This is a genomic window from Salinibacter sp. 10B (assembly GCF_002954405.1).
Taxonomy (GTDB): Bacteria; Bacteroidota; Rhodothermia; order Rhodothermales; family Salinibacteraceae; genus Salinibacter.
Genome location: NZ_MQWC01000005.1, coordinates 192646 through 218046, shown reverse-complemented (window position 1 = coordinate 218046; position 25401 = coordinate 192646). Strand labels below are relative to the sequence as shown.

General features: G+C 59.5%; 19 protein-coding genes. 12 read left to right on the top strand and 7 right to left on the bottom strand.

What is annotated here, in order from left to right:
• Window positions 1-786 precede the first annotated feature (786 nt).
• The 4 genes from BSZ35_RS18580 (at window position 787) to BSZ35_RS18565 (ending at window position 7797) form a co-directional block, all read left to right on the top strand.
• Window positions 787-2055, top strand: coding sequence for an efflux RND transporter periplasmic adaptor subunit (locus BSZ35_RS18580; RefSeq protein ID WP_105014100.1), 1269 nt, complete (start codon window positions 787-789; stop codon window positions 2053-2055).
• An 80-nt stretch (window positions 2056-2135) separates the two neighbouring features.
• Window positions 2136-2837: an ABC transporter ATP-binding protein gene (locus BSZ35_RS18575; protein WP_219846702.1), complete on the top strand. Its 702-nt coding sequence runs from the start codon at window positions 2136-2138 to the stop codon at window positions 2835-2837.
• Entirely contained in the window at window positions 2834-4042 is a 1209-nt protein-coding gene (locus BSZ35_RS18570) for an ABC transporter permease (protein WP_105014098.1), read from the top strand. The genes BSZ35_RS18575 and BSZ35_RS18570 overlap by 4 nt, the downstream gene beginning before the upstream one ends.
• Window positions 4043-4908: 866 nt before the next feature.
• Window positions 4909-7797, top strand: coding sequence for a T9SS type A sorting domain-containing protein (locus BSZ35_RS18565; protein WP_181149490.1), 2889 nt, complete (start codon window positions 4909-4911; stop codon window positions 7795-7797).
• A gap of 373 nt (window positions 7798-8170) precedes the next feature.
• Here the strand turns inward: BSZ35_RS18565 and BSZ35_RS18560 are convergent, their stop codons facing one another.
• The 4 genes from BSZ35_RS18560 to BSZ35_RS18545 form a co-directional block, all read right to left on the bottom strand.
• A complete protein-coding gene (locus tag BSZ35_RS18560; protein ID WP_105014096.1) occupies window positions 8171-8638 on the bottom strand; it encodes an IS5 family transposase in 468 nt (155 codons plus the stop codon).
• Window positions 8635-9024 carry an IS5 family transposase gene (locus BSZ35_RS18555; protein WP_105014095.1) on the bottom strand — a complete coding sequence of 130 codons (390 nt, stop codon included), beginning with the start codon at window positions 9022-9024 and terminating at the stop codon, window positions 8635-8637. The genes BSZ35_RS18560 and BSZ35_RS18555 overlap by 4 nt, the downstream gene beginning before the upstream one ends.
• A 179-nt stretch (window positions 9025-9203) precedes the next feature.
• Window positions 9204-10517 carry a M12 family metallo-peptidase gene (locus BSZ35_RS18550; RefSeq protein ID WP_146110178.1) on the bottom strand — a complete coding sequence of 438 codons (1314 nt, stop codon included), beginning with the start codon at window positions 10515-10517 and terminating at the stop codon, window positions 9204-9206.
• 1046 nt (window positions 10518-11563) lie between these two features.
• Window positions 11564-12310 carry a S24 family peptidase gene (locus tag BSZ35_RS18545; protein ID WP_146110177.1) on the bottom strand — a complete coding sequence of 249 codons (747 nt, stop codon included), beginning with the start codon at window positions 12308-12310 and terminating at the stop codon, window positions 11564-11566.
• Between the two features lie 366 nt (window positions 12311-12676).
• Between BSZ35_RS18545 and BSZ35_RS18540 the strand changes: the two genes are divergently transcribed.
• The 6 genes from BSZ35_RS18540 (at window position 12677) to BSZ35_RS18515 (ending at window position 17429) form a co-directional block, all read left to right on the top strand.
• Window positions 12677-13561, top strand: a complete 885-nt coding sequence (locus tag BSZ35_RS18540) for an AAA family ATPase (protein ID WP_181149488.1) — start codon at window positions 12677-12679, stop codon at window positions 13559-13561.
• Window positions 13562-13570: 9 nt separating this feature from the next.
• The gene (locus tag BSZ35_RS18535; RefSeq protein WP_146110176.1) at window positions 13571-14074 is read left to right on the top strand and encodes a hypothetical protein; all 504 of its coding nucleotides are present in this window, start codon (window positions 13571-13573) and stop codon (window positions 14072-14074) included.
• A gap of 88 nt (window positions 14075-14162) precedes the next feature.
• Window positions 14163-14549 (top strand): roadblock/LC7 domain-containing protein, encoded by a 387-nt coding sequence (locus tag BSZ35_RS18530; protein ID WP_105014090.1) that lies wholly within the window; start codon window positions 14163-14165, stop codon window positions 14547-14549.
• A 115-nt stretch (window positions 14550-14664) separates the two neighbouring features.
• Window positions 14665-15225, top strand: a complete 561-nt coding sequence (locus BSZ35_RS18525; protein WP_105014154.1) for a protoglobin domain-containing protein — start codon at window positions 14665-14667, stop codon at window positions 15223-15225.
• An 83-nt stretch (window positions 15226-15308) separates the two neighbouring features.
• A complete protein-coding gene (locus BSZ35_RS18520; RefSeq protein ID WP_105014089.1) occupies window positions 15309-15701 on the top strand; it encodes a hypothetical protein in 393 nt (130 codons plus the stop codon).
• A gap of 582 nt (window positions 15702-16283) precedes the next feature.
• A complete protein-coding gene (locus BSZ35_RS18515) occupies window positions 16284-17429 on the top strand; it encodes a PAS domain-containing sensor histidine kinase (protein ID WP_181149486.1) in 1146 nt (381 codons plus the stop codon).
• Between the two features lie 307 nt (window positions 17430-17736).
• On the opposite strand, the gene BSZ35_RS18510 is transcribed toward BSZ35_RS18515, so the two are convergent.
• The 3 genes from BSZ35_RS18510 to BSZ35_RS18500 form a co-directional block, all read right to left on the bottom strand.
• Entirely contained in the window at window positions 17737-19716 is a 1980-nt protein-coding gene (locus tag BSZ35_RS18510) for a caspase family protein (RefSeq protein ID WP_181149484.1), read from the bottom strand.
• A 111-nt stretch (window positions 19717-19827) separates the two neighbouring features.
• A complete protein-coding gene (locus BSZ35_RS18505; protein WP_105014086.1) occupies window positions 19828-20742 on the bottom strand; it encodes a hypothetical protein in 915 nt (304 codons plus the stop codon).
• A gap of 61 nt (window positions 20743-20803) precedes the next feature.
• Complete coding sequence (locus tag BSZ35_RS18500) at window positions 20804-21445, bottom strand: sigma-70 family RNA polymerase sigma factor (RefSeq protein ID WP_105014085.1); 642 nt, start codon at window positions 21443-21445, stop codon at window positions 20804-20806.
• A gap of 676 nt (window positions 21446-22121) precedes the next feature.
• On the opposite strand from BSZ35_RS18500, the gene BSZ35_RS18490 reads away from it, so the two are divergent.
• Window positions 22122-24419: a caspase family protein gene (locus BSZ35_RS18490; protein WP_181149480.1), complete on the top strand. Its 2298-nt coding sequence runs from the start codon at window positions 22122-22124 to the stop codon at window positions 24417-24419.
• Between the two features lie 170 nt (window positions 24420-24589).
• Window positions 24590-25324, top strand: coding sequence for a hypothetical protein (locus tag BSZ35_RS18485; protein ID WP_146110175.1), 735 nt, complete (start codon window positions 24590-24592; stop codon window positions 25322-25324).
• The last annotated feature ends 77 nt before the right edge of the window (window positions 25325-25401 follow it).

Below are 25401 nucleotides of genomic sequence, written 5' to 3'. Positions count from 1 at the left end.
CGGGCGTGAGGGCCTTCACGCTTTCCTATTTCGGCCGGTGCTAAAAGCAAAACCGACCAGCTCCTCCAGATTACCCGCCAGTAGAACGTAGGCCGGGCCCGCGCTCTAAACGAGGAAAGCGCCCACGCCACCTATCTCAACATGCGGGACGAGACCGCCTTGAAAGGGAGGGCGGGGCTGTGTTGTTCATCTGATGCCCCTTCAGTGAGCATCATGGCCTCGCTCTTATTGCGTCCTGATATCCAGTGTGGAGGTGTCCAGTGCGGAGGTGTGCCTGCTCTGTGCTCAGTTGACAGGCTGATCACGCAGATGCCCCGACAGGGTTGGGCTGCCCAGAAGGAAGGGGAGTGGCCCCAAAGGAAAGTCCGATCCGCTTGCATGAGCCTCTTGGTTTGCAGTCGAGCTCAGACTTCGAAGCCCGTCAGTGTTTGTAGCAAGCGGGTGAGTCCCCACATTCATGACCTCAGTCAGAAGTTTGAAGGATCGAACGACTTTTGTCGCGTAAGGGACCGACCACGTCTATTACGAGAAAGCGGTAGGCAATTTGGGCGTTCCCCGTTGCCGTAAACGCACCGCTCGTCGTCTGGACAGCGGATCGGTCAGCCAAATGTACAACCGGTCGTACACCGATTCCGGCTCCACCTCTGGCGCAGCGGGCGCAGGGGCAATTCCTACGCCCGAATGCGCAGGCCCCCGACACGAATACGAGCACTTCTTCGGGCGTCCTCTCGTCCCGGCCTGGCGTAGATTGTCGGCAATCCTCGCTCCTCTACCTTGAGGCCTCCCATGACGCGCGATCCCCGTACGGCTTCACGCTCCCCGAACGCCCCGCCGCCGACGGCCCGCAATACGCCGGCGGACACGACCCCGCCGGAGGCCATCGAAGAGACCCTCGGCCTCGACGATTCGTCTTCACGACGGCGATGGAGACGGTGGGGCGTACTTCTGCTTTTCCTTCTCGCTGTTGCGGCGGTGGGAACGTGGGTCTTTACACGGGGGGGCGACCCCGTATCGTATCAGACTCTCGACGCTCGCCGGGGCACACTCACCCTGTCGGTGACGGCTACGGGGGCGCTGGAGGCGGTGACGACGGTGGACGTGGGCAGCGAGATTTCCGGGCTGGTGGAATCCGTTCTCGTCGACGTGAACGATCGGGTGACGCGCGGACAAGTGCTGGCGCGACTCGACACGGACCGGCTGCAGGCCGAGGTCGTGCAGGCCGAAGCCAACCTCACCGCCGCTCGGGCCGCCCTCGCCCAGGCCGACGCCACGCTGGAGGAGCAGCGTCTACAGACCGCTCGCGCCGAGCAACTGGCCGCCCGCGACTTCATCTCGCCCCAGGAATTCGAAGCTGCACAGGCAGCACTGGCTCGCGCCGAGGCGTCGGTGACTAGCAGCGAAGCACAAATCTCTGTGGCTGAAGCTGCGCTCGACGTGGCGGAAACGACGCTCCGAAAGGCGTCCATCCGCTCCTCCATCGACGGGCTCGTTCTCTCGCGGGCGGTGGACCCCGGTCAGGCCGTCGCCGCCTCGTTCCAGACGCCCGTCCTCTTCACGCTTGCACGCGACCTCACGCAGATGGAGCTGCATGTGGACGTGGATGAGGCGGACGTGGGACAAGTCGACGCTGGGCAACCCGCCACGTTCACGGTCGACGCCTACCCCGGTCGCACGTTTCCTGCCGGCGTTACGAAAGTCCACTACGCCTCGAAGACTGTCTCCGGCGTCGTGACCTATGAAGCCGTTATGACCGTCGACAATGCCGACGGGGCCCTCCGCCCCGGCATGACGGCCACGGCCGACATCACCACCGACACGGTGACCGACGCCCTCCTCGTCCCCAACAGTGCCCTGCGGTTCACGCCGCCCGATGCGGCCCCTCCCGAACAGGAGCGGGCTCCCGGTACAGAAATCGTGTGGACCCTAAAGAACGACACGCCGGTCGCAATCACGGTCATCCCGGGCCGCACAGACGGCCAGTGGACGGAGGTGCGCGACGGTGAGGTGACCCCGGGAACTCCACTCTTGATGAACCTCAACCGCACGGACGCATGACCACTGCCCTTCAATATGAAGCTCCAACGGAGACCGAGCCCTCTTCTCACGGGAGTACACCGCTGGTCGAGTTTCAGGGCATGACGAAACTCTATGGCGAAGGCATGGCGGAAGTCCGTGCGCTCGATAATGTAGACCTGCGGATCGACACGGGGGAGTTCGTCGCCATCATGGGGCCGAGCGGGTCCGGCAAATCCACGTGCCTCAACATGATCGGCTGCCTCGACACCCCCACGTCGGGCTCGTATCGATTTTCGGACGTGGAGGTGGGCAGTCTCAACCGGAATCAGCGAGCATTGCTGCGGCGGCACTATCTCGGGTTCGTCTTTCAGGGGTACAATCTGCTGAAGCGCACGTCGGCCCTCGAAAACGTTGAAATGCCGCTCGTGTACCGGCGCGTGCCGGGACGGGAACGACGTCATCGCGCGGGAGAAGCATTGGCCGCCGTGGGGTTGCAAGGCCGCGAGCATCATACCTCTGCTGAACTGTCGGGGGGGCAACAGCAACGCGTGGCCGTCGCACGAGCCATCGTGACGGCTCCCTCGCTCCTCCTGGCAGACGAGCCGACGGGCAATCTCGACTCGAAGACCAGCCGCGAGATCATGGACTTGTTGTCCTCCCTCAACACGGACCGCGGAATCACCATCGTCATGGTCACGCACGAGGAAGACATGGCCGCATACGCCGGGCGCATCGTTCGCTTTCTGGACGGGCGCGTCGTGTCGGATCGGGAGCGTCCCGCCGCCCCGACGCCGCTCGACGTGGGAGGGATGCCCTCATGATCTGGAGCACGATTCGGCTGGCCCTCCGCGAACTCGGGCGCAACGCCATGCGCTCGTTCCTCACGATCCTCGGCATTGTCATCGGAGTAGGCGCCGTCATCAGCATGGTGACGCTGGGCGGCGGCGCCACCTCGCAAATTACGGGCGAGATTTCGAGCCTCGGGAGCAACCTCATTACCGTGCGGCCCGGGACGCGGCCTCAGCATGGCGGCATTCAAGTGAGTGCCGCACCATTCGAACGAGCCGACGTGGCGGCCATCGAGCGGGAGATTTCCGGGATTGAGGCCATTGCCCCTACGGCCTCGGCCCCCGCCGTCGCGGTGTACAGCAACGAAAACTGGTCGACCACGGTCACCGGCACGACCAACGGCTACCTCGCCACGCGCGACTGGCCGCTCGCCCTGGGCCGCTCCTTCACCGAGGGGGAGCTGCAGTCCGGGTCGCTCGTCTGCCTGCTGGGGGCCACCGTGCGTGAAGAGTTGTTCGGCCTGCAAAATCCGTTGGGGGCGTCCATCCGGCTGGGCACGGCCGCCTGCCGCGTCGTGGGGGTGCTGGAAGAAAAAGGGGAATCCACCTTCGGGATGGACCAGGACGACTTCATCCTCACGCCCCTACGTGCCCTTCAGCGTCGCATCACGGGAGACGACGACGTCAGCCTGATCTTCGTGTCTGCTGTGAGCGAGGCCGCGACGCCCGAGGTCCAGGCTGACATCGAGCGCCTACTGCGGCAGCGGCGCCGCATTCTGGCGGGAGAAGAAGACGACTTTACGGTGCAAGACATGGCCGAAATCGCTACGATCGTGGAGAGCACGACCGGCGTTCTCACCACCTTCCTGGGTGCCATTGCTGCCATCAGTCTGCTGGTGGGGGGCATCGGCATCATGAACATCATGCTCGTGTCCGTGACGGAGCGGACGCGCGAGATCGGCATCCGGCTCGCCATTGGAGCGCAGGGACGAGAGGTGCTGCTTCAGTTCCTCGTGGAGGCCGTCGTACTGTCCCTGTTCGGCGGACTGGTGGGCATCGGACTGGGCCTTGCCCTGGCCGCCGTCGCGGCGCCGATGCTGGGCGTGCCCTTCGTCTTCGACCCGATGATCGTTATTGTCGCGTTCGTCTTCTCCGGCGCCGTGGGCGTGCTCTTTGGCTTCGTGCCGGCCCGCCGCGCCGCTCGCCTCGATCCCATCGACGCGTTACGGTATGAGTAATCCGAATAAGAGACCGCCACGGGACTCTTGGAGTCGAGTGGGGGCGCTTTCTATGTCGTGACTCAGAACGGAGGAACGGCCAGCCTATCGGTCGTAAACTCCATTTTCTCTGGAAGCTTGGCAGCGCTGGAGGGGGCGCTGGACTGGTCTCCTTGTTGGAGCCGTCGCCAGTTGGAGGGGCGGTCGGTTAAGGCTCGGAGAGCTTAGAGATTGTTTTGATTTCCCACGATGACAGTTCAGGCAGAGCGCGACGACTGCAGATCGTCGGGATCCAACAGGGGCTCCTTCTGAGCAACGGACAGCCCTCCAATTCCTGCGAAATATCTCGTCGATTCTCAAACCCGCTCAAAAATCAAAACAGTATCTAAAGGGGAAAGACCCCACGCCACCTCTCTCGACTTGCGGGACGAGACCGCCTTGAAAGGGAGGGCGGGGCTGTGCTGTTCATCTGATGCCCCTTCAGTGAGCATCATGTCCTCGCTCTTATTGCGTCTTGATATCCAGTGCGGAGGTGTACCTGCTCTGTGCTCAGTTGACAGGCTGATCACGCAGATGCCCCGACAGGGTTGGGCTGCCCAGAAGGAAGGGGAGTGGCCCCAAAGGAAAGTCCGACCCGCTTGATTGAGACTCTCGGTTCGCAGTCTAGTTTTTAGCCGCACTCAGTATTTAGAACCCGCTGAAAATTGATTACATGGCGGGGTTTTTGAAGGTAGATGTGCCTTCTGAAGGAGAAAAGAAATTCTCCCTCCGGAAAGCCTGAAATTTACTGTTATCGGGATAAATCTACGAACATGCAATAGAAGGAGAACATATTGCCGGATGCTTCCTCTCGCCGATGACACTGATTTTCTCCCCACATGCCCCACATGAGTCCAATTCGCTACTCCCTCTTACTGCTTTTCGTATTGCTCATTTCTTCTGTTCTTACAGCCGTTCCAGGACAAGCCCAAACCATAATCCACGTTGACGTAGATGCATCTGCCTCGGGGGATGGCACTTCCTGGGGAAGTGCATACCCGGCCCTCCAGGACGCTTTTGATCAGGCCAACGCCAACCCAGGAACCGACGTTGAGATCTGGATCGCAGAAGGGACCTACTATCCCGACGTGGATAACGTGGACAACGATGGAGACGGCTCAACCGAACACATGGCCGACTCGGACACGAGCTTTACCCTCACCCGTGATGGAGTAGCAATCTACGGGGGATTTGAGGGAAACGAGTCGAGCCGGTCGTCTCGGGACCCCTCGGCTAACGTCGTGAGCCTTTCCGGAGACATCGGGGAGGATGACGACGTGTTGAGGCCAAACACCGACAGTGACAACGACAGCTCGACCCCGACACAGACCGACCACATCAACGGGACGAATGCCACTCACGTCGTTCTTCTCGACGGGACGGGAAGTGAGAACATCACTTCGATGACGATTCTGGATGGGGTAACCGTAACGGCCGGAAAAGCCGACGGGACCGATCTGAAAAAAACTGGAGGAGGTTTGCTCTGCAATGGTTCCGGATCCGGCAAAAAATGCAGTCCAGCCCTTACGAACGTGACCATGCAGGGAAACCGCGCAGTGAACGGAGGCGGCCTCTCTAACCAAGGGACTTCGGGAGGAGTGTCGAGTCCTTCACTCACCAATTCTGTTATCCGGTGGAACGTCGCTGAGGAATTGGGGGGCGGGATGATTGGCAATGGAAGCGACGGGACCTCTAACCCCTCTATTGACCAAGGAGAGTTTACAAATAACTACTCCGGGAATGATGGAGGAGGAATTGAAATGGTTGCGTTTGGAGGAGAGATCAGTCCCACAATTACAGGAACGAGGTTCGAGGATAACATAACTGAAAAATTTGGTGGCGCTTTCCAATCTTCTCTGTGGCTTGGTGCTACTGCAAATCCCCATTTCACGAACTGCGAGTTTGTTGGAAATGGAAAACGAGATGGAGACGACCAGCAGGGAGACGATACTCTTGGAGGGGGGGCAATTAGTCTCCTCAGCGCCATTCCCGACGGCCAAGACCGAAGCGAGACCCGAGCAACCATCGAAAACTCGTCATTCTCGAACAACAGTGCGAATGAAGGAGCGGCCGTCTATATTGCTGCCTTTGACGGAGGATTTGACGGTTCCGAGGTCACGGATTCAGAATTCTCTCAGAACAATGCTTACCGGGCCGGAGCCATTGCGGTAGGGGCAGACACCACGAGTGACGATGGAAGAGCAAGCGCTGCAGAGCTTTCCCTTAGCTCCTCAAGCTTTAGCTCAAATGATGCCGACCAGCAAGGAGGAGCACTGGTCGTTCGTGCTAATGAAGGAGGAGAGGCACGTCCAGAGATCTCTGATGTGACCTTCTCCTCGAACCAAGCTGGACAGGGAGGTGCGGTGGACATTTTTGCCAACGATACAGACGACAATGGAAATCCCGCCGTTGCTTCTCCCACCTTCACCGACGTAAAGTTTCTGGGGAACAGCGCAACCGGACTCTCGGAGTCGAGTGGGGGCGGTCTTATTGCTTTGACTCAGAACGGAGGAACGGCCAATCCATCGGTAGTAAACTCGATCTTCTCCGGCAATTCGGCAGCATTGGACGGGGGCGCGGTCGATATCAGAACGCGAATGAGTCAGGGAAATCCGGTCGCCGAACCGACCTTTACCAACGTCACCTTCACCGGAAACGAAGCCAATGAATCGGGAGGAGCAATCTCCGTTCGTCGAGAGGCTTCGAACGGGTCCGCGAGCCCGACTTTTACCAACACGATTCTCTGGAATAACACCGCCGACGCGGACGGAAACGGCTCGGGAACGGAGAATGAAATCTACGTCTCCGATGCTTCTGCCTTTGCCAGGTACTCAATCATCGGGGGAGGATGTCCCTCGGGGGTAAGCTGCGGGACCAATCTTCGCGACGAAAACCCACAGTTTGCGGGATCAAACGATGGAGCCGGACCGGACGGGAAGTTTGGGACCAATGACGACGATTTTCGGCTTCAGGGACCGGGGTCGGGCGGAGGGGCTTCCGTGGCTATTGATGCAGGAGACAACTCTGCAATCTCCAAAGGAAACGACATTGGAGGAAATACTCGCAACCACGACGTGAGTGGGGTTTCGGACACGGGGAATACCCCAAACGGGGGCCCTCCCGTTGACTTCGGGGCTCATGAGTCGCTTGGGGACCCTCTTCCCGTCGAGTTTACGGCATTCGAGGGGCAAATCGAGGAAAGCGATGTTTTTCTTTCCTGGCGGACAGCTTCCGAACAAAACAACGCCGGGTTCGCCATTCAAAGACTCACTTCCTCGGGATCGTGGAAGCGACTCGGATTCGTGGAAAGCAAGGCCACCGGAGGTACAACCTCGAACCCTCAATCCTACCGTTTTCGGGACTCAAATCTTCCCTTCGAGACCGACTCGCTGGTCTATCGTCTCAAACAGGTGGATCTCGACGGATCGACGAGCTTTTCCGACCGGACAGTCATCCGGAGAAGAGTAGCTGATGAAGTGAAGCTTTTGGCCCCCGCGCCAAACCCCGTCCGGACCCAGACGCAGGTACGGTTTGCACTGCCGGAAGACATCGGATCGGAGGTGGAGTTGACGCTCTACGACGTGATGGGGCGTCAGGTGCACACGGTCGACGCAGGTGCGGAAGCTGGGCGGTATGAACAAACCCTTGACGTGAGCGGGATAGCAAGCGGAGTGTACATTCTGCAGCTCACCGCTGGCGGCGCGTCAAAGACTCGAAAGCTCACCATTGTGCGCTGACGAGAACCACCAAACCGGGGCAGGTCAAAGGGGAGGTGATGCCTTACCCTTTCTATCCTGATCCGCTTTCCGCATCGAAAGCAGCCGTCGCAACCTTCGGCACAACCGGCACGGCGGGCGCGAGCGATTGCTCGTAAGCAACGAGGAGATGCTGTTATACATCAGAGCCCAATCCCCTCGGCCGGATTGGCCTGAAAGGTTTCGGCCTCTTCTTGGTAGAGGGCGCCGGAAGGTGTCGCCCTCAACGTCGCCTTCGACGTTTCGCGCTTCGACTTGAAGCCATTGTCGAAGGGCTAGACACTGCCCAGCCGCTCATACTCTCGCAGAATGGACGGTTTATCTGAATAGCCATTGACTAGGCTGCGTCTGATAATTATCGATTCAGGTATTTCTCGACGAACGCCCAGAGGATCATGGCTTTGTAGTGACTCGCTTTCTTTTCATACCGAACCACCAGGCGCCGGCGCTCCTTGAGGTGGCCGACACAGCGCTCGACTGTATTTCGGTCGCGGTACCTCCGGTCATCGCAGGTCGGCGGGCGCCCAGGGCCGTCTCGCATGTTTTCGCGGACGGGGATTGCCGACTCGATTCCTTTGTCCGCGCACCACTGCCGGATCCAGTCGGCATCGTAGGCCCGATCCCCAGCAACCGCCTCAGGGCGCTTGCGAGGCCGTCCTCGGGACCGAGGGACCGATACCTCGTCCATCAAGTCGGTGAAGAAGGCCGCCTCGTGGCGCTGACCTGCTGACAGAACCGTTTTCAGCGGAAGGCCTTGCCGATCCGTCAGCAGGTGGACCTTGGTGGAGAACCCGCCTCGACTGTAGCCAAGGGCAGGTCCTATTCCTTCGTCTCGCTTGGTTCGGTCCCCTTTTTACTATCGTTCGGCCCACCAGCGGCGGCCCTGGCTGCTTGAACGATGGTGCTATCCACGTTGAACTGGCTCCAGTCGATACGGCCCTCGGCGTCGAGTTCACCCTGCAGGTGCCGTACAATCGACTCAAGGGTGCCATCTTCGGCCCAGCGCCGGAACCGGTCATAAACAGTCTTCCAGTTGCCATACCGTTCAGGCATGTCCCGCCAAGGGGCCCCGGAGCGCAGGATCCAAAAGATGCCATTGATGACCTCTCGGTGGTTGTTGTACGGGCAGCCCCGGCCTTCAACCTTCGGCAGGAGGTGCTCTATACGTTCATACTGCTCGTCGGTGAGTTCATAGCGGCGTCGAGGCATGGCAGAACGGCCCGCTTGGTCCTAGAACCTGTGCGAACCGTTCATACAGGCTTTTTATCAGACAGTGCCTAGCCCGAAAGGACTCCAGCGAGCCCTTCGTACGAGAGGCGCTCGCCTGTCGGAAAGGCTCTTGGCGGTATGGCGACAAATCACCCACCAGTCCGGTCCAATCGCAGGAGCTACGGGAGGGTTGCGTCGATCACGGTGTTGATTCGCTGGTCGTTATCATCGCTGAAGAAAAATTCCTCGTTCCCGTTGGCTGTCCCGTTCATGATTGACCGCCCACAACTCGATCCCGAGCAGCCACTTGAGATTGCTTTGCCGTGAAGCCCCCCAATGAGGTGACCGACCTCGTGGGTCAAGGTGGTCGCCTTCAGGTACCAACTCTGCGAGGATCGGGCCTCGCTGAAAAGATGGTTGTCCGTAACTGAGGTGGGGGCGCGGCTCCACCGTCCCCATCCGCCCTTTTTGTGACCGATTCCCCCGGCTTTACCAAGAAGACCGTAGTCGAGACTTCCATTCTCGGGGTTGGCCACGTCGTATCCGAGAAGGAAAAGATGCATCTGCTTTTTGGAGAGGGAATGCAGAAGATAGTAGCCCGGATCCTCGAGACGATTGATCAGGTCTTCACCGTTGTCCGTCGACGGCCCGCCAGAGGTCCAGACCTCTTGTCCGGCTACGGTAAGCTCAAGCTTCCAGGTGTCGCTCGTGTTCGGTTCGATGAGCTGGGTTGTGAGCCGCACGGCAAGCAGCAGGCTCTCCTGCCGGCGCCAGACGGTATTTGGGTTGATCTCATAGAACTCGACATCTCCGTCGAGGACCACAGACGTTTTCCCCTCGATCTTACTAGAGGCCTTTCCGATTTCCGATTCTGGGTAGTCCGGTTTTGGCGACTCCTCCTCACTAAAGACAGGAGGTTCAGTGTGCTTGACGTTGTAGACGACGTGTAGATTTGGGTGTTGGTCGGTCCCGAGTACGTGGTTGACCGACTGAATGAAGCTGGACCCGAAGTCCGAGTGTTTCACAAACCCTCGGAGCATCGTCTGGTCCTGGTCCAGGATCGTCAGCCCCCCACAGGGGACTGCTCCTCCCTGACCACACTGGCCGACGACAAAGCTCCGCTCCGGTGGAAGAGGCACTCGTTCGGCGGTTTCGGGGCCTTGGCGCAGGACGCCCGTGGCGACGCTATCGGGGCGCAGGTTCGCCGGTCGGGCCTCCATCTGGCTTTCGACCATCTCCGTGTCAGGAGTTGCGATCGGCACCTGTGCTTCTCCCGCCTGGAGTTGTTCGGTAAGCTCAGCGACGTCAATCTCTCGAATCTGAAATGCTGTAACCTGCTCTCCAAGAATCTCTTGCACCTGTTTCTCAATGCCCTCCACGTTGGGGTCGGGGTGTTCTTCTGGGGAGGGAGCGACGTCACACGACGAAAGGACAAGCAGAAGGCCGGAGACGATCAACAGATTGACCGGGCGAGGGAGACGAAAATAGGTCATCAGAGTAATCTGTTCGGGAAAGGAGCCGCAAGCGACCTGCCCTCGGATCTTCAGCGAGACAGGCCACCGAAACTGAAATAGGGGAATGTGCTTCTCCAAGATTCTGGAATGAAAAGATCCTCCATCCCGCCTCTCGTCAAGCGCGGGGCCCTTGCCATGGAAAAGTTTGCTTTCATTGAGGCGAGGCAGGCATCTGTCTGCGAAGCGGGGGGAGGCTTCTTAATCGTTTCCAGCCTCATCCATTAATACGCATCCGGGACGGGGGATCGGACATTACACCTTTCAGTTACGAGGGGAGTACCGTCGTAGAGAGGGTTCACCTCCGAGCGAAGGGGGGCGTCAAACTGCGTCCTGTACGCCAGCCTGTCCCCGAACGCAGCGTCGTACGCCAGATGCATCCTGAGCGACTAACCAGAGGCTCCAGCATCCTGGTAGCTCCACCGAAAATGCGGATTCGGTCTGGCAGGATACCCTCTGAGAGGATCGGATCCGGTTGGAAAGGCCATGCTGCTGGTGACTGGGCGGCGGCGTGGACCAGTTGACCGCACCGATCCGGAAACGCTTATCGGGCCGATGATTCGTTTCATTATGCATTGCCACGCCGTTTCTAGGGCGTTCCGAGCCAACAGGGGAGGGGCCACATCGTCCCAATGGTTCACCTCGCGAGCACGTCTGTCAGCCAGTGGATGCCCAGGTACAGGTGGGGTACGCCAATGGTGGCCGTGATGTTGGGGACGCTCGATGGCGTCAGCACACAGAAGAGCGGTCAAGTCTGACAGGGAAGGGAAAGCAGCTCACCGGCTCGACGGCAGTTCTCGACAATATCCGTGAACTCTCGGCTGGAATTGTTCGGAGACGCTACGGGCGAAGCAGGATTTGATCGAAACGGATATCGCCATTCCTGCCCTCAGTCCACGCTGGAAGCAATCCGGGCCCGCTCGCTTGGGGGCGCGAGCGTCGTAGAGCGGTTTCCTCAACCAAATGTTTGAGGGACTGCTCCTGCCCACTCAAAGACTCCCCATCTCAAGTGACCCTACTCAACTCCGTCACAACGGTCGAATCACTTCCAGGACCCGGGCTATTGGGCGGAAATCATTGGACCAAGAACCGGTCTCGAGGGTGCGGGCTGGCACCTCAGAATGCTCCGCGACAAGCCGGACCTGGCTCCCGTCGATCCAGACCCGACGAACCAGGACCCCACCAGGATCTTGGTAGAACAAATAGATCGAACCGTCGGTCAGCGCTTCCCCCTGCCAGAGGGCTGCGCGAATGCGGTCTCCAGGACAGAGAATCTCCTTCATTGCGTCGCCCGAGACTCGAAAGACCCGCAGTATCGAGGGGTCGACGCCGTAGGTTTGTCGAATCAGGGACTCGCTAAGCCACTCTTCAATTTCGATGTCTTTGAGGCGGGGGCTTCCGTCCTCCTCTACAACGACGCGGGTGAGCATCACGCGATGGGGCGTTTGATCAGAGACCTCAACGTCGGGAGTCTCTTGGCGCTGGGTCCCTTTGCGTTGAGTCTCCGTGCTATCAACGGGAGGAAGCGTATTAAGGTGGGAGTTGTCGCGCACCATCGATCCGCTTCCGGTCAGAAACCAGTGCAGGTCAACACCCAGCTGGGTAAGGCGCCGAAGAACCGATGCGCCGGGTTGTCGCTCTCCGTTTAGATACTTATAGAAGCTCGAGGGCTGCATAGCCAGGGCTCGGGCCAGTTCACTGGCGTTTCCGTCGAACATTTCCTCGGCAATTCGACGGAAGCGGTCTCCCGTTACGTACTTTTCAGTATTACCCACTTGGGGTAATTATTTTGTCCTAATGGGAGAAAGTGGAGAATAGAAAGAAGTATCACGCTTAACGTTCCACAGTCAATAATAATTTACATCAAAGCGGTTTAAGGGTTTTATGTTTCGAAAAAAATGTGCCGATTCTGCCTTACGGTTAGATTTATTGCAGAACTGTAAATCTTGAAGCGAAAGGATCCCCACTCCTCCTGCAAAAGGCCCTTCGTTTTGTTATCTGCGCCTTTTGTTTAATCAGGAAATCAGGCGGTGGCCATGTGGTTTGCCGACGGCTGTTCTTATGGAAGGAGCCCTGGCTTAGTTATTGAAAGCGTCTTTAACAGAGCAGGTACATTAGCCTACAACTGCCGCAGCGATACTATGCTTAAGACCATTCCGGTAATCAACAACAAGGGGGGCGTCGGAAAGACGACGACCACCGTCAACGTCGCCGCCGGACTGGCGCGCCGCGGCCGCCGTGTTCTGTTGGTGGACCTGGACAGTCAGGGATCGGCCTCCCTTTCCCTCGGTGTCGGACAAAACGATCTGAAGCCTTCCTCTGCGGAGGTTCTCTTCGGCAAAACACCCGTCGAAGAAGCGATCCGGTCAACCAGCCTCGAGGGGGTAGACCTGATTACTGGATCCCTTGAACTGGCCAATGCCGACGTGCGACTCAAGGAGCAAGAGCGGGGACAGTACCGGCTTCGAGAGGTGCTTTCGACGGTAGAGGATCGGTACCAGACGATCTTGATCGACTGTGCCCCCTCGACCTCAATCCTCTCGGTCTGTTCGCTGGTGGCGGCCGACGCCTTCATTATTCCTGTGGCCCCTTCGTACCTGGCGCTGGAGGGGGTTGTGAGCCTTGGCAAGACGGTGCGGCGTGTGCGACGGGGCCTCGGGGAAGCGGCGCCCATTCTGGGCGTGCTTCTCACGATGGTGGATCGGAGCGAAGGCGAGGTGCCCGAGTCTATCCAAAAGGTCCGCGATCACTACGGAGGAAAAGTCTTCGAGACGGAGATTCGTCGGGACCCGGCTGTCGACGAGGCGCAGAACCGAAACAAGGACATCTTCCAATACGCCTCCGACTCGACGGCTGCCCAAGACTACGATCGCGTGATCGACGAGATCGAGCGGCGACTTCAGCAGTACAACTCGGTCTATGGGGATCTTATGAACGGAGGAGAGAACGGCAGCGTCCAGGCAACTGGTGCCCAGGCAAACAGCAGTGCTTCAAGCAACGGTGTCTCGGCGGCGAGCAAAGCGTAAGCCCGGCGCATGTCTCCCGTCAATCTCTCGCCACAGGTTTTCTCCTTCACGATGGCCCCCTTCGGTTCACGAAAAGATGATCCCCTTCTTCAGGACGATCCATTGGCTCCCCCTTCCGACGAAGGCGCCGGTGAGGAGGACGACAGCACTGGCGATGTCGACCCCGAGACTCACGCCGACGAGTCGACCGACGAGGGCGCGGCCGTCGACGGCGAAGACGCTGACGCTGAAAGCCGCTCTCTCGTTGAAACGGGCGAAGCCAGTCGGGTCGGTGAAACCACTGATCCGAGTGTATTCGAGGATTCGGGCGACCGCTTCAAATTCGGCAGGGACGGAGACACGCGCGTGGTGACTCGCTCGGCGGAGGGGGCCTCAGAAGGGCGCTTGACTGTGCTCAACGCCGCATTTGAGCAGGGATGGACCCTCGATCGCGTAGAGCTCCGGAATGACGAAGGAGGGGAGGTCGATAGGATGTCCATCGCCTTTGTGCTTCGGCGGGCGCGAAAGGGATGAGTCCCCGCTACACAGCGCCGCTCAATAAGAGCTGATTTTGCAAACTGCAAGCAATACACGTTCACTCTCACACAACAAGCACTTCGACATGTCAACCATCGAAAATATCGAGTCCACGCTCGGAACCCTCGAGAGCGAGGTTCCGAGCGTCATCGGGACAGTAATTGCATCTCAGGACGGATTCGTCATTACCGACACGCTGCAAGGAGAGGACGCTGAGGAGATTGCCGCCATGGTGGCCACAACTACTGGTGTGAGCGAGCGGATGTCTTCGACCCTCTCGGCCGGAGAGGTGGAAGAGACCAGTATCAAGGGGACCGAGCGCAGCGTCTTCCTCTACCGGGCAGGCGAGGAGGCCGTGCTGGCCGTCGTGGCAGGGGCCGACGCCAACGTTGGAATGATCAATCTGCAGGCCCGGCGGGCTACCGACGAGGTTGAAACGTTACTCTCCGATCCATCTGCGAGTGCCACCTAGTGCAGGCAGCATGAAGAAAAGCTGGCTGTGCGGACAAGATTCCGGACGCGGGGCGATCGCCCCCGAACCGATTATTCCACTGCAGTTTCTATTCTATCCCAATACAGCAAAACCAATGGAAGACTACGAAGAACGAAAGAGCTGGTCTGTCAAGAACGAGAACATTCACGAGGAACTCTCCGAATTGATGGAGATCACAGAAGAGGAAAAGAACCTCTTGGCCGATCTGAAAGACGTGGCGGAGGAGCAGGCTGACGCGATGACGGACGACTTTTACGGTCGGCTCATGGCCCACGAAAACACGGCCGAGTACTTCGAGGGACTGGATACAGACAATCACGACTTCGTGGCCCCGTGGTTTGTCGATCTCTTTGGCGGGACGTACGACGCGGAGTACGTCGCGGACCGGCTGGAGATTGGTCACGTTCACGTCCGAATTGGACTGCCGGTGCGCTACCCATTGTCGATGATCGACGTCATCATGGAGCACGGCGAGGAAGTGGTCGAAGAGAGCCCCGAGCCGGAGAAGGCAATGAGTGCCTTTCAGAAGCTTCTTTCCTTGGATATTGCCATTTTCAACCAGGCCTACGAAGACAGACAACTCGAGCATCTAGCCGAACTGGTCGGAGGGGAGCGCCTAGCCCGACGTCTGTTGACGGGAGGGGCTTCGAAGTAAGCGGGTCCTCCGAAGATCCGAAGGGGGGAGGCTTTTTTGTCGCTTTTGCTCGACTGGATTCAGTAGAAATATATTGTCACTTAATGGCTAATATTCAGGAGTTTTTGGACAAAGCGATGTCGATTGACGGGGCTCTTGGGACGGCCCTCGTCAACTATGAGACTGGCACGTGCCTGGGGACAAAGGGGGGCGGTTGGCTAGACATGGAGCTCGCTGGCGCGAGCGCGATAAAAATCGTCCGGGCCAAAACCGACATCATCCAGCAGCTCGAGCTTGACGAGTCGCCAGTGGAGGCGCTTCTCACGATGGAAAACCAGTATCATCTGATTCGCCTCCTTCCGGTTGACGAAAGCGTCTTTGCGTATCTCATTCTCGAGCAAGAGCAGGGCAGCCTTCCTCTCGCCCGCACCCATCTAAAATCGATCGGACAAGAGCTTTCTCTCGACGCGGTGGGGCCGCCGGGTGAGGAGGCTTAATTGGGCGAAATAATCTCTCTGACCCTCTTTGAGGTCCATCCTCCCACGACCTTGCCGACTTTTGAACCCCCGGTTCTCAGAACTGCGAGGACGAGATCGTCAAGGGAGGCTATGCCCTGAGGGTAAAAGCGCCCAGGGCATTTCCAAAGAGAAAGGATCCATTGTCTTCTCCGAGGCGAGTGCCGCTCCAGAGGCCGCGCCCAACGAGGAGACATCCAAAGAGGGGAGATCTCCCACCAGTGTGCCGGGAGGGGCCAGGTTCTCTGGCTTCCGAGTTGAATAGAACGCCCCCTGACGATTTTCTTCCATCGTTGTCCCGCCCGTAATCTCTTATCACGTATTGGCTACCCAACAGAGACGATGAATCGAGAAGAGGTCCCCCATTCGCTAAGGAGCGGGCCCACAGTCTCCTCTCCGGAAGCACAGAATGTCTGCGCTAGGGCCCGCCTTTTGCTCTTTCTTTTGTCGCTCCGCCATTCTGTCGAGAGACTCACGGCTACGGTTCACGAAACAGGTCCAGAAAGGAATATCCGATCGGCCCCCACCCGCTCAAGACACATCGAATCCACCAAGGGCGAGGACGTGCAGGAGACTTCGAGCGACCTTCTCCAGCAAAAGTATGACGCTCTTCTGGAAGGAGCGCCTGACGCCGTCTTCATTGCAGATAGCTCCTCGGGAAAAATCATTGACGCCAATCGGGCCGCCGCTACCCTGTTCGACACAACCGTAGACGACCTCGTTGGCCGTCACCAATCGGAACTCCATCCCCCCGAAGAGCTGGAGAAATACAAGGCGCTCTTCGAGCGACATAAGGAAGCGGCCCAGGAGGAGGCAGCCACCTTGAGCACATTGGATGACGGATCGCAGATCTATGTCGTGTCCGACAAGGGGCGCCGGATTCCTGTTGAGATCAACGCTTCCTTCGTCGGGGTTGAGGGCGAGGAGCTCTTTGTTGGCATCTTCCGAGACATTACCGAGCGAAAGCGCCGGGAAGAGAAGCTCAAGAAGGCGAAGCAAGAAGCTGAGGAGGCCAGTAGGCTCAAGGACGCGCTGCTTACAAATGTGAGTCACGAGGTTCGCACTCCCATCACGTCGATTATCGGCTTCTCGAAAATTCTGACCCAACTTCTAGAGGGGGCGCCCAAAGCCCACGCCGAGAAGATCTACCACTCGGGGCAGTATCTGATGAAGACCATCAACTCGGTTCTGGAGCTCTCAAAGCTGGAGTCTGAACCCCAAAATCTGGACCGACGACCCGTTCGTCTCAAAAAGGTTATGGAATGGGCCGTAGAGATTCTTGCTCCGGAGGCAGAGAAAAAGCAGATTGACCTGGAGACCGACGCTCCTGAGAGTCCCGTGGTGGCTTTCGGAAATCAGGAGGTGTTGAATCACATTGCGGAAAACCTCCTGGAGAACGCAATCAAATTTACGCCCGAGGGGGGACGAGTGGAAATTCGGGTACGGGAGGAGCTGGACGAGGCGATCCTGGAGGTGGAAGACACCGGAATTGGAATGGATCCTGAGGAGGTTCCAATGCTCTTTAAGGGGTTTAAACAGGAGTCCGAGGGACTGAATCGAGAGCACGAGGGCGTCGGCCTCGGCCTCACGATCGTGAAGAAACTCGCAGACGCGCTCGGCGCAAAGGTGGAGGTTGAAACCGAAAAGGGACGGGGTACCCACGTGGCCGTCCGCGTCCCGCAGGCGGACCCTGAGCTTCCTGAGGGATGAGGCCTGGCCCGCAGGTACTATCGCCGGACTCGCGGCGTTTGCCGACTCCCAAGACTTCACCTGTGGCGGCGAAGATCGAAGGGCATTCACGATGAATCGCTGCCTATGGCGCCATTCTTCAGAATATGAGGGTAGCACCAGAGAGGATCTGGTCGGTCTTCTCTCTTCAAGAGCGGGGGCCTATTCGACTGTGGCCTTGATAGCGATCCGGCTCATGGCTTTTGCCTACTTCTAAGGAGTAGGTCGGCCTAAGCGGTACGGCATATTCGTCACTGAGTTGAGTGAGAAAACTGCGTCATCGAGAGGCCTACTTAGCTCCAAGGAAGGCATCGAGGGGCTGCGTGCCGCCCTGCCCCTCCAGCTGCGGCGTTTGGGTGAAACCGGCACGGCTGCGGCTGTAGTTAACCGTGAAGGTGCGAACCTGGTTCATAAGCGCCTCCAGGCTCGCCCCGGGGCCGAGATCAGCCATCGTCTGGGTCAGGAAATAAGTAAAGACACTTCCCCGCACCGTCGACTCGTCCTTCGTCGGCCATTCCCGACTACTTGCCAGTGCGACCTCATTGGCGGCAGCGGCGGCCAGAAGAACGTGATCCGTCGGGCCTGCCACGATCTCTCCGGCGCCGGTTGCCGAGCGATGTCCCTCGCTCCGAGCAGGCTGGCCCGTCGTCTCCAAAAGGGGGCCTTTAGCGAGGGCCGTCACGGTAGCCTGGGTGGAAGGGAGGATGTAGGTGGTCGCCACATTTTCCCATCGGAGCTCCTTGATGGGATGATCGCCGGAAGGCCCCCGGGTTCCAGTCCCGGAGTGGCAGGCGTCCAGGATCATGAGTGCTCGGTCGGTAGGAAGTTCTCGGGCGAGGATCCCAAGCTCGTCATCGAGAATCACGCTTCCTCGCCCCCCTTGCCCCGGCGGCGCGCTCCACACGGCGATGGACTCGTCGTTCATGTCCTCTTCTGGATCGTTCGCACCCGTCAGGGCAACGTTGTCGCCCACCTGCAGGCCATGACCGGAGAAGTAAAAGACGGCTGCGCCCTCTGGTCCGGCCTGCCCGAGATGCCGGACAAACGCGTGAAGGATGTGCTCCCGCGTGGCTGCTCCGTCGGTGAGGACAACAATATTGTCTTCCTCGAAGCCGTACACGTCGATCAGCGCCTGCTTCATCAGCGTCGCATCGGCGACGGAGCTTGGTAGATCGTTCTCATCGCCGGGGTAGTCGTCAATACCGACGAGGAGGGCGTAGCGCCCCCTTGGGTCCCCATCTCCTGGATAGTGTTCGGCATAGTCGATACCATCCTCCGTTGGCAAGCGATCGACGAAGAGAGTGCTCTCTGGCGCGTCTGCATCGGACTCGGAAGTCTCACTGCCTATGCGGACCGTATAGGCTCCAATAGCCGGCTGACTGTTTTGGGCGCCAATCCACACGGCATAGGTCGCCGAGAGGGGAAGGTTCAGGGCGAGCCGGGCATTGCGCGCCTCCCCGCTGTCGTCGTCCCGAGCGACAGTGGCGAGCCGGCCGCTCTCGGTCCGTACCAGAAGGCCTATGAGCGGATCGATCTCTGTCGAGACCACGTCTATGACGACCGGCTGTCCGGCGCGTCCAGTAAACTGATACACGTCAACGTAGGCGCCTGAGGCCAGTCGGGTATCGCCAGCGTCAAGAGTACCCTCCACAGTTTCACCTACGGAGATTGCTGGAAACGACTCGTCCGGACGGGTCGACGCACCAGTGCTCTCGCGTGAGGAGCGAAGAAGAAGCTCGTAGGAGCCACGACCCTCCGGGCCTGCTGTGTTTGCGAGAATGAGGTAAACGCCGGTTGATGGCAGGTCCCCGCGGAGGCGGGCGTTGGTGCCACCCCCGCCGTCGTCGTCTCTAGCAATGGACCGAACCCCCCCGGTGCTATACCGAGCCAGAATGAGGTATGCATCTAGCACCGTCGACCGCATCTGAATGTCAATCGTTTCCCCTGCCTGACCGCGGTACACCCATCCATCGAACCGTGAGCCGTCCCGAAGGGTGGGGTCGCTGTCCCCAATGACGCCTCGGATCGGAACGCCGGCCTGGATTTCGGCGATGTCTGAGGAGGGAATGGCTGACTTTGTGGCTCCCTTGCTCGCGAAATTTGCCTCTTCGTCGGGACGGTGATACAGATTGTCAGGGAGGCCCTTCGTCGTGTCCGTCGCGGACGTGATGAGAGATGTATCTGTCGGGCCTGCCGACGTGTAGGGGAACGAATCATTAGGGGCCTCTTCGCATCCGAGGAGGCCAGTAATCAGAAGCAGTACGGCCATAGATAGAGGTCCTGCGAGCCGTCCTGGGGAGAGTGATCGAAGCAGAACAAGGAGGGATTTCATCGTGGAGGGCATTGGCAGGGGGAGAGCGGACGGGAGATTTCGTTAGAGTCAATTCGGGCGGTTGAGGGCATCGATCTGTTCGTCGAGTTTCCAGGCGAGATCGTACCAAGGGGAGACGTCTTCGATGCGACCCAGCCACTGACGGGCCGTCTCTGCGTCGCCTAACATCAGGTGGGCCTTCGCTGCCAGCAGTGCGGCAAAAGCCGCGAGATCTCCCGTCGTGTCGAGAGCGTCGGGAAGGTCTCGGGGAGCGTCGAGGGCAAGACCCGGGACGGTAAATAGAGCAGGGGGAACGGGCGTATTGGGCGGCTGGGGCGAAAACGCCTGGTACGCAGCGTCCAGTGCAGCGGCGGCCTCCCGAGCTCGTGCGGCGTCAGATCGAGGCACGGGCGAAAGCGGGTGCGGGGCTGCCGCTCGAAGGGCCCGGACACCTCTGCGCAAGTCTTCGGTACCACGAGGCGTAAGGCTCTTCACTTCGAGATCCGGGGACGCCGCGACGAGTGCCAGTTCGTCCTGGAGGGGGGCCAGGGACGCGAGGGGCTGCGTTGCCGGCTGCGTGAAGTGACCGATCGACCATATCCCAACAATGAGGAGGACGAGAACGGCAGCCCCAGCCGCTGTTCGCCACATCGGTGCCCACCTCGTGGTCGATTGGCGATCTCTTGCAGACCGGGACGCACGATTATCGGCTGAAGAGGAGGGCGTCCTCGTTGATGGACGCGAGCTCCCGATTCGGTCGCGGGTCTGGGAGGTGAGGGCCGTCAAGTCTCGTGCCCGCACAGATGCTTCGACCTCCTTTCTGGGAAGGAGGAGCACGATGTCGGGATCTCGCCCGAGACGGTCAACCTGGGCCTGGAGCCACCGGCGCGCCTGACTGTCAAGCTCAGCACTCGCGCTATTGTTGGCCCCTGTGTGGTTTTCAGGGCGGCCGTCAAGGGGCATGTCGGGCGTGTCGTCGGGCATCCGGCAAAAGATCGGGAAAGTTGAATGTGGTTCGTCCGGCTGCACCGCGAAGGGCTCCCGTTCACGGGCGCAGGGAGTCAAGACGGCGTCGCAGCCGCTTCCGGGCATTGTAGATTCCGTTGACGCTGGTCTCAAGCTGCTCCGCAAGGTCGGCGGCGCCGTAATACGGATCGTCGAAAAGGAGCTCAACTATACGTTCGAGTTCATCGTCCCCGGCGACCAACTGACGGATGCGGTCTCGAAGCTCCTCATTCAGAAGGATGTTGTCCGGTGCGTTGGAGGAACGGAGGATGATGGTGGGGTCAGCTGGATGGTCGTCAAAATAGACGTAGCGGCCTCCCTCTCCCGTCTGCGGTTCAAGACGGGACCTGCCCAACGGGCGTTGTCTTGCAGCAAAGTTGCTCACCCGGCTCCGCATCACACCGCATAGCATCGTGAATGCGTCGACGTGTGAGGGCCAGCAACGCGTCCCGTCGAGCACGTCTGCGACGGCCTGCTGTACCAGGTCGAGCGGTTCTGGAGCCCCTCGGTACGAACGGAGCACGTACCAGTGCAGGCCCTCGGCCACAGAAAGAAGGCGGGAGAGCAGGTCGTCAAGTTCTACTTGACGGAGCCGCTCTCGCGGGGCGAGTGCAGAAGAAGGGCGAGAAGCTCGGGACTGATGAGTTTCGACCGGGGATTCTGATGAGGGAGACTCTCGCATGCGTATTCGAATATGCTGGCACAGCGCTCAGATTTGACGCTGTCACAACAAATTGTTGAGAGGGGGGCTGTACATATCGCAGCAAACACATCCTTCCGGACCTCTATGGGGCCTCCCAGAGAAGAGATAGCTCCTCAATGTGTGATCGCCTTCGTCCGGCAGAAGGCGTCACATAAAAAGTGTTTATTGAGGAAGACTTCCCCATTGGAGTTTTTAGTCAACGTGGAGCTCGCGTTAGATAATGTGGGCTTGTACCAGTGGCGCGCCGGGGAGAACGTCAACGGCCCATTTTAACGTCACCGACCCGGAAAAATGAGGACCGTATGCTGGCGTTGAGCACGTCGTCGACTCTGTTGCTTTCCGTCGAACCGTCGAGCACTCGTTCATGGAGCCGAGCATAGCGCTGAAGTCCGAGCGTTGACTTCTTCGCTGCAAATCGGTTGGCCGTGGCAAATTGCCCGATCCGGTCAGCATACCCTGGTGACTGACGAGGTTTCTCCCACGGACCGGCTGGCCGAACACGAATGAAAGGCCGGTCCTCCTCGTCCCCTAACTGTACGTAATTCTGGTGTTTGAACACATGATGCCGTTCCGATTCATTACAGTTGCTCTGCTTCGAACCGTGGGCTTAGGGGTCGCGCTGGGGGGATTGGCGGCACTGTGTGTATTTTCACCGATGGATACTCGGGCCCAGGTCCGCCGCGCCCTCCTCATCGGCATTGATACGTACACGGCGGAGGCACAGCAGGGGACGGTCCTCGCAAGCCGAGATGCATCGACGGAGCAAGCCGAGCGGGGGAGCGTGCGAGGATGGACTGATCTCGATGGGGCCGTTAACGATGCCCGCGCCCTTAGTGCGCTCTTGACTACGCGATTTGGCTTCGACGAAGAAGAGGTCCGTCTTCTCCTTAACACTGATGCGACGCGGGAGGGGATTCTGCAGGCTCTGCGCGACCTGATTGTGGAGTCTGGCCCGGGCGACGCCGTCGTCTTCATGTATGCGGGTCACGGCTCGCAAGTCCGAAATACCGAGTCCAAGGAGGCCGATGGGCGGGACGAGTCCATTGTCCCCGCCGACGCACGCCTCGGTGTGCCTGACATCCGGGACAAGGAGTTGCGGGTGCTCTTCCAAGAACTACTTGCGACGGGGGCCGAGGTGACGATTCTCTTTGATAGTTGCCACAGCGGCTCCGTCACGCGGGGAGTCACGCCTGGTAAGGCCCGTAGCCTGAAGCCGAGTTCGGAGGTCATTAGCGACGGAGGGGCTCTTCCCCCTCCACCGCAGGACCATCCCGCTGCCCTTGTGATCTCAGCAGCGCAGGACAACGAACTGGCGAAAGAGCTGAAAGATGGGGACGGAACGCCACACGGTGCCTTTAGCTGGGCGCTGGCCTCAGTGCTGCGGACCGCAGCGCCGGACACGCCTGCACGTGACGTATTTACACGAGTGAGAGCGCGAATGAAGGGACACGGCTTTGCACAGGAGCCAGTCCTTGCAGGTCAGTCCGTCCGTCTCTCCGGTCCCCTCTTTGGTGGGGCTACGCGTGGACAGGTTCGTTCGAGTCCCCAGGTCGCCGTAATTGAGACGGAGGGCCGAACGGTCATCCTACAGGGAGGACTTGCCCTCGGGCTGCGTCCCGACTGCGAGTTGTGTGCTGTGCGCGACGAACGCGTCCGGGCCCCTGATACGACGCTCTGCGTGACGGTGAAGAGGGTGGAGGGGCTGGCCCGATCAGAAGCAACGGTGACGAGAGGCGCGGCCGCAGAGCTCAGTCCAGGACAAATGATGACCGTGACGCGCTGGGTTGGAAGCCCTGCGGCTCCTCTGCGCATGTGGATGCCTCCAGCCCTACCGACAGCCCGAATCCTGCCTGCGACTGAGAGCATTGCTGCCCTCGACACTGAAGAACACGTGAGGCTTGTGGGCGATCCTACGGTTACGCCACCGACGCACGTGGTGCAGTGGACCGGCAGGACGTGGATGCTCACGGATGGCGGCGACGTCGCAGTGGAACTTGGCGGTCCCTTGCCGGACGTAGAGGTCGCACGTAGGGTCTTGCGCGGGGCGGAGGAGGTCCGCCTCTATGTCCACTTTCCTCCCCCACCTGCTCTCCGTGAGGCGTTGCAGGCTGCGCTGAGCGATGGGGGGAGTATTGAGGTTACCAGCAAGGGGACGGCGGCCCACTACGTGCTTGTCGGACGGGGGGGACGAGGCGTCTCAGCGAGGCTGGATTATGGATGGATCTATGCTCCCGCCACCGAGTCCGGCGGTTCACCAGCCATGCCGCCGAGCGTTGCCCCTGTCGCTGCAAGCAATCCCACGGCCGCAGCAGCACAACTAGCGGAATACGCGAAACGGTTGAATCGCGTATGGGGCTGGATACAGCTTGAAAGCCCGCCCCCCGACGGAAGCTTTCCGTACCGCCTCATTGGCTTCGAAGACGCAGATAGCGGTGCCTTTGTGGCACTCGACGACACGCTGCGCTGGCAGCACCGCTATCGTGCGGTTGTCGCGGCAGACTCGGCAGCGCTTCAGGCGGTCAAGTCGAGCTTTGCCTACAGGGCGCTCCGACACCTCTATCTATTCGCCATTACTCGTCAGGGTGATGGCTATCTGCTCTACGGGGGCGAGAATGTCGAAAACGACATAGATCTTCTGGACGACATTCCGGATCCGATACGCTTCACGATTCCGGGTTCCGGCTCTCTCTTCACAAGCACGGATGGGGACGGGGACGGGCGTCCAGACGTCGACACGTTTTTTCTGCTGACGACGGCAGAGCCGATCACCGATCCCCGCGGCGTCTTCAATTTCCAAGGCACACCGCGAGGCACGAGTGGGAACCGTGGTCCGAGGGAGGATACGGCGTTGGCCCGGCTGTTCTTGAACACGGGAGATGGGACGCGAGGATTCAGTCAGTCTGTTCCCACTGATTGGTCGCTCAATCGCGCGCCCATGATCAGTGCTCCATGAAATAGCGGCTCGTTCACTACACTCATTCTATTTTCGATGTTCGTGTCTGGTGAAGGTGTCTGGCAATTTGCCTGACAATCTCATCACGATGGTGGCTTCTACGCAGTGTCCGAGCGTTCGGCGCTCGGGTCTTACCTCATTCCTCTCTCAATCAATCCGAGCAGATTACCATGAATTCGATTAACGCCTATTGGCACCCTTTGGCACTCGCGTTGATGCTGCTTTCGGTGATGGCTTACGCCCCGTACGCAAGCTATGCACAGCAAGACAACGGGTCGAATGCCCTAACCGTTGAGGGTAAGGCGACCACCGCCCCTTCGCCCACCATGGATTACGTCGAGACCGCGGCTGAGCTGGCTACGTATGGTCTGACAGAGAGGGATCCGATGGCACTCGTAACGGCCGCACGGATCCTCATCAATGCCGGTGCCCAAGAATCCGAGGCGACCAGAGAGGGCGAGGCGGGAGCGCCGGACACGGGCGAGAAGACCCGTCCAGATGTTGATTTTACGCCGGAGGGCCTGCTAAACGCGGCACGGGAGATGGCAGAAGGCAACGAATCCGTAACAGCGATGGTCGACCAAACGCAGTCGATGATGGGGCAGGACCGGGGCCGCATTCCGAAGCCCGGCACCTTCAGCGACCGCGTTTCTGCGCGGAGTACGGACCGGTGGAACTTGGGGAGCTTCCGTGGGGGAGAGCTGGCGGAGGTGCGAGTTCGTGGGGACGGCGATACTGACCTCGACTGCTACGTCTACGATCATAATGGTAACCTCATCGACTCCGATACGGACTACACCGACTACTGTATCCTGAGATGGACGCCTCGGTACACCGGCAGCTTCCGTCTTTACGTCCGCAACCTCGGCTCCATCTGGAATGGGTACTACGGAGCCACGAACTGATCCCTAATCAGAAGCACAGCAAGGGGCCGCGGCAGGGTGGGGAGGGGGAGCTAAGTTTCCCTCTCCGCTTGCCGTGA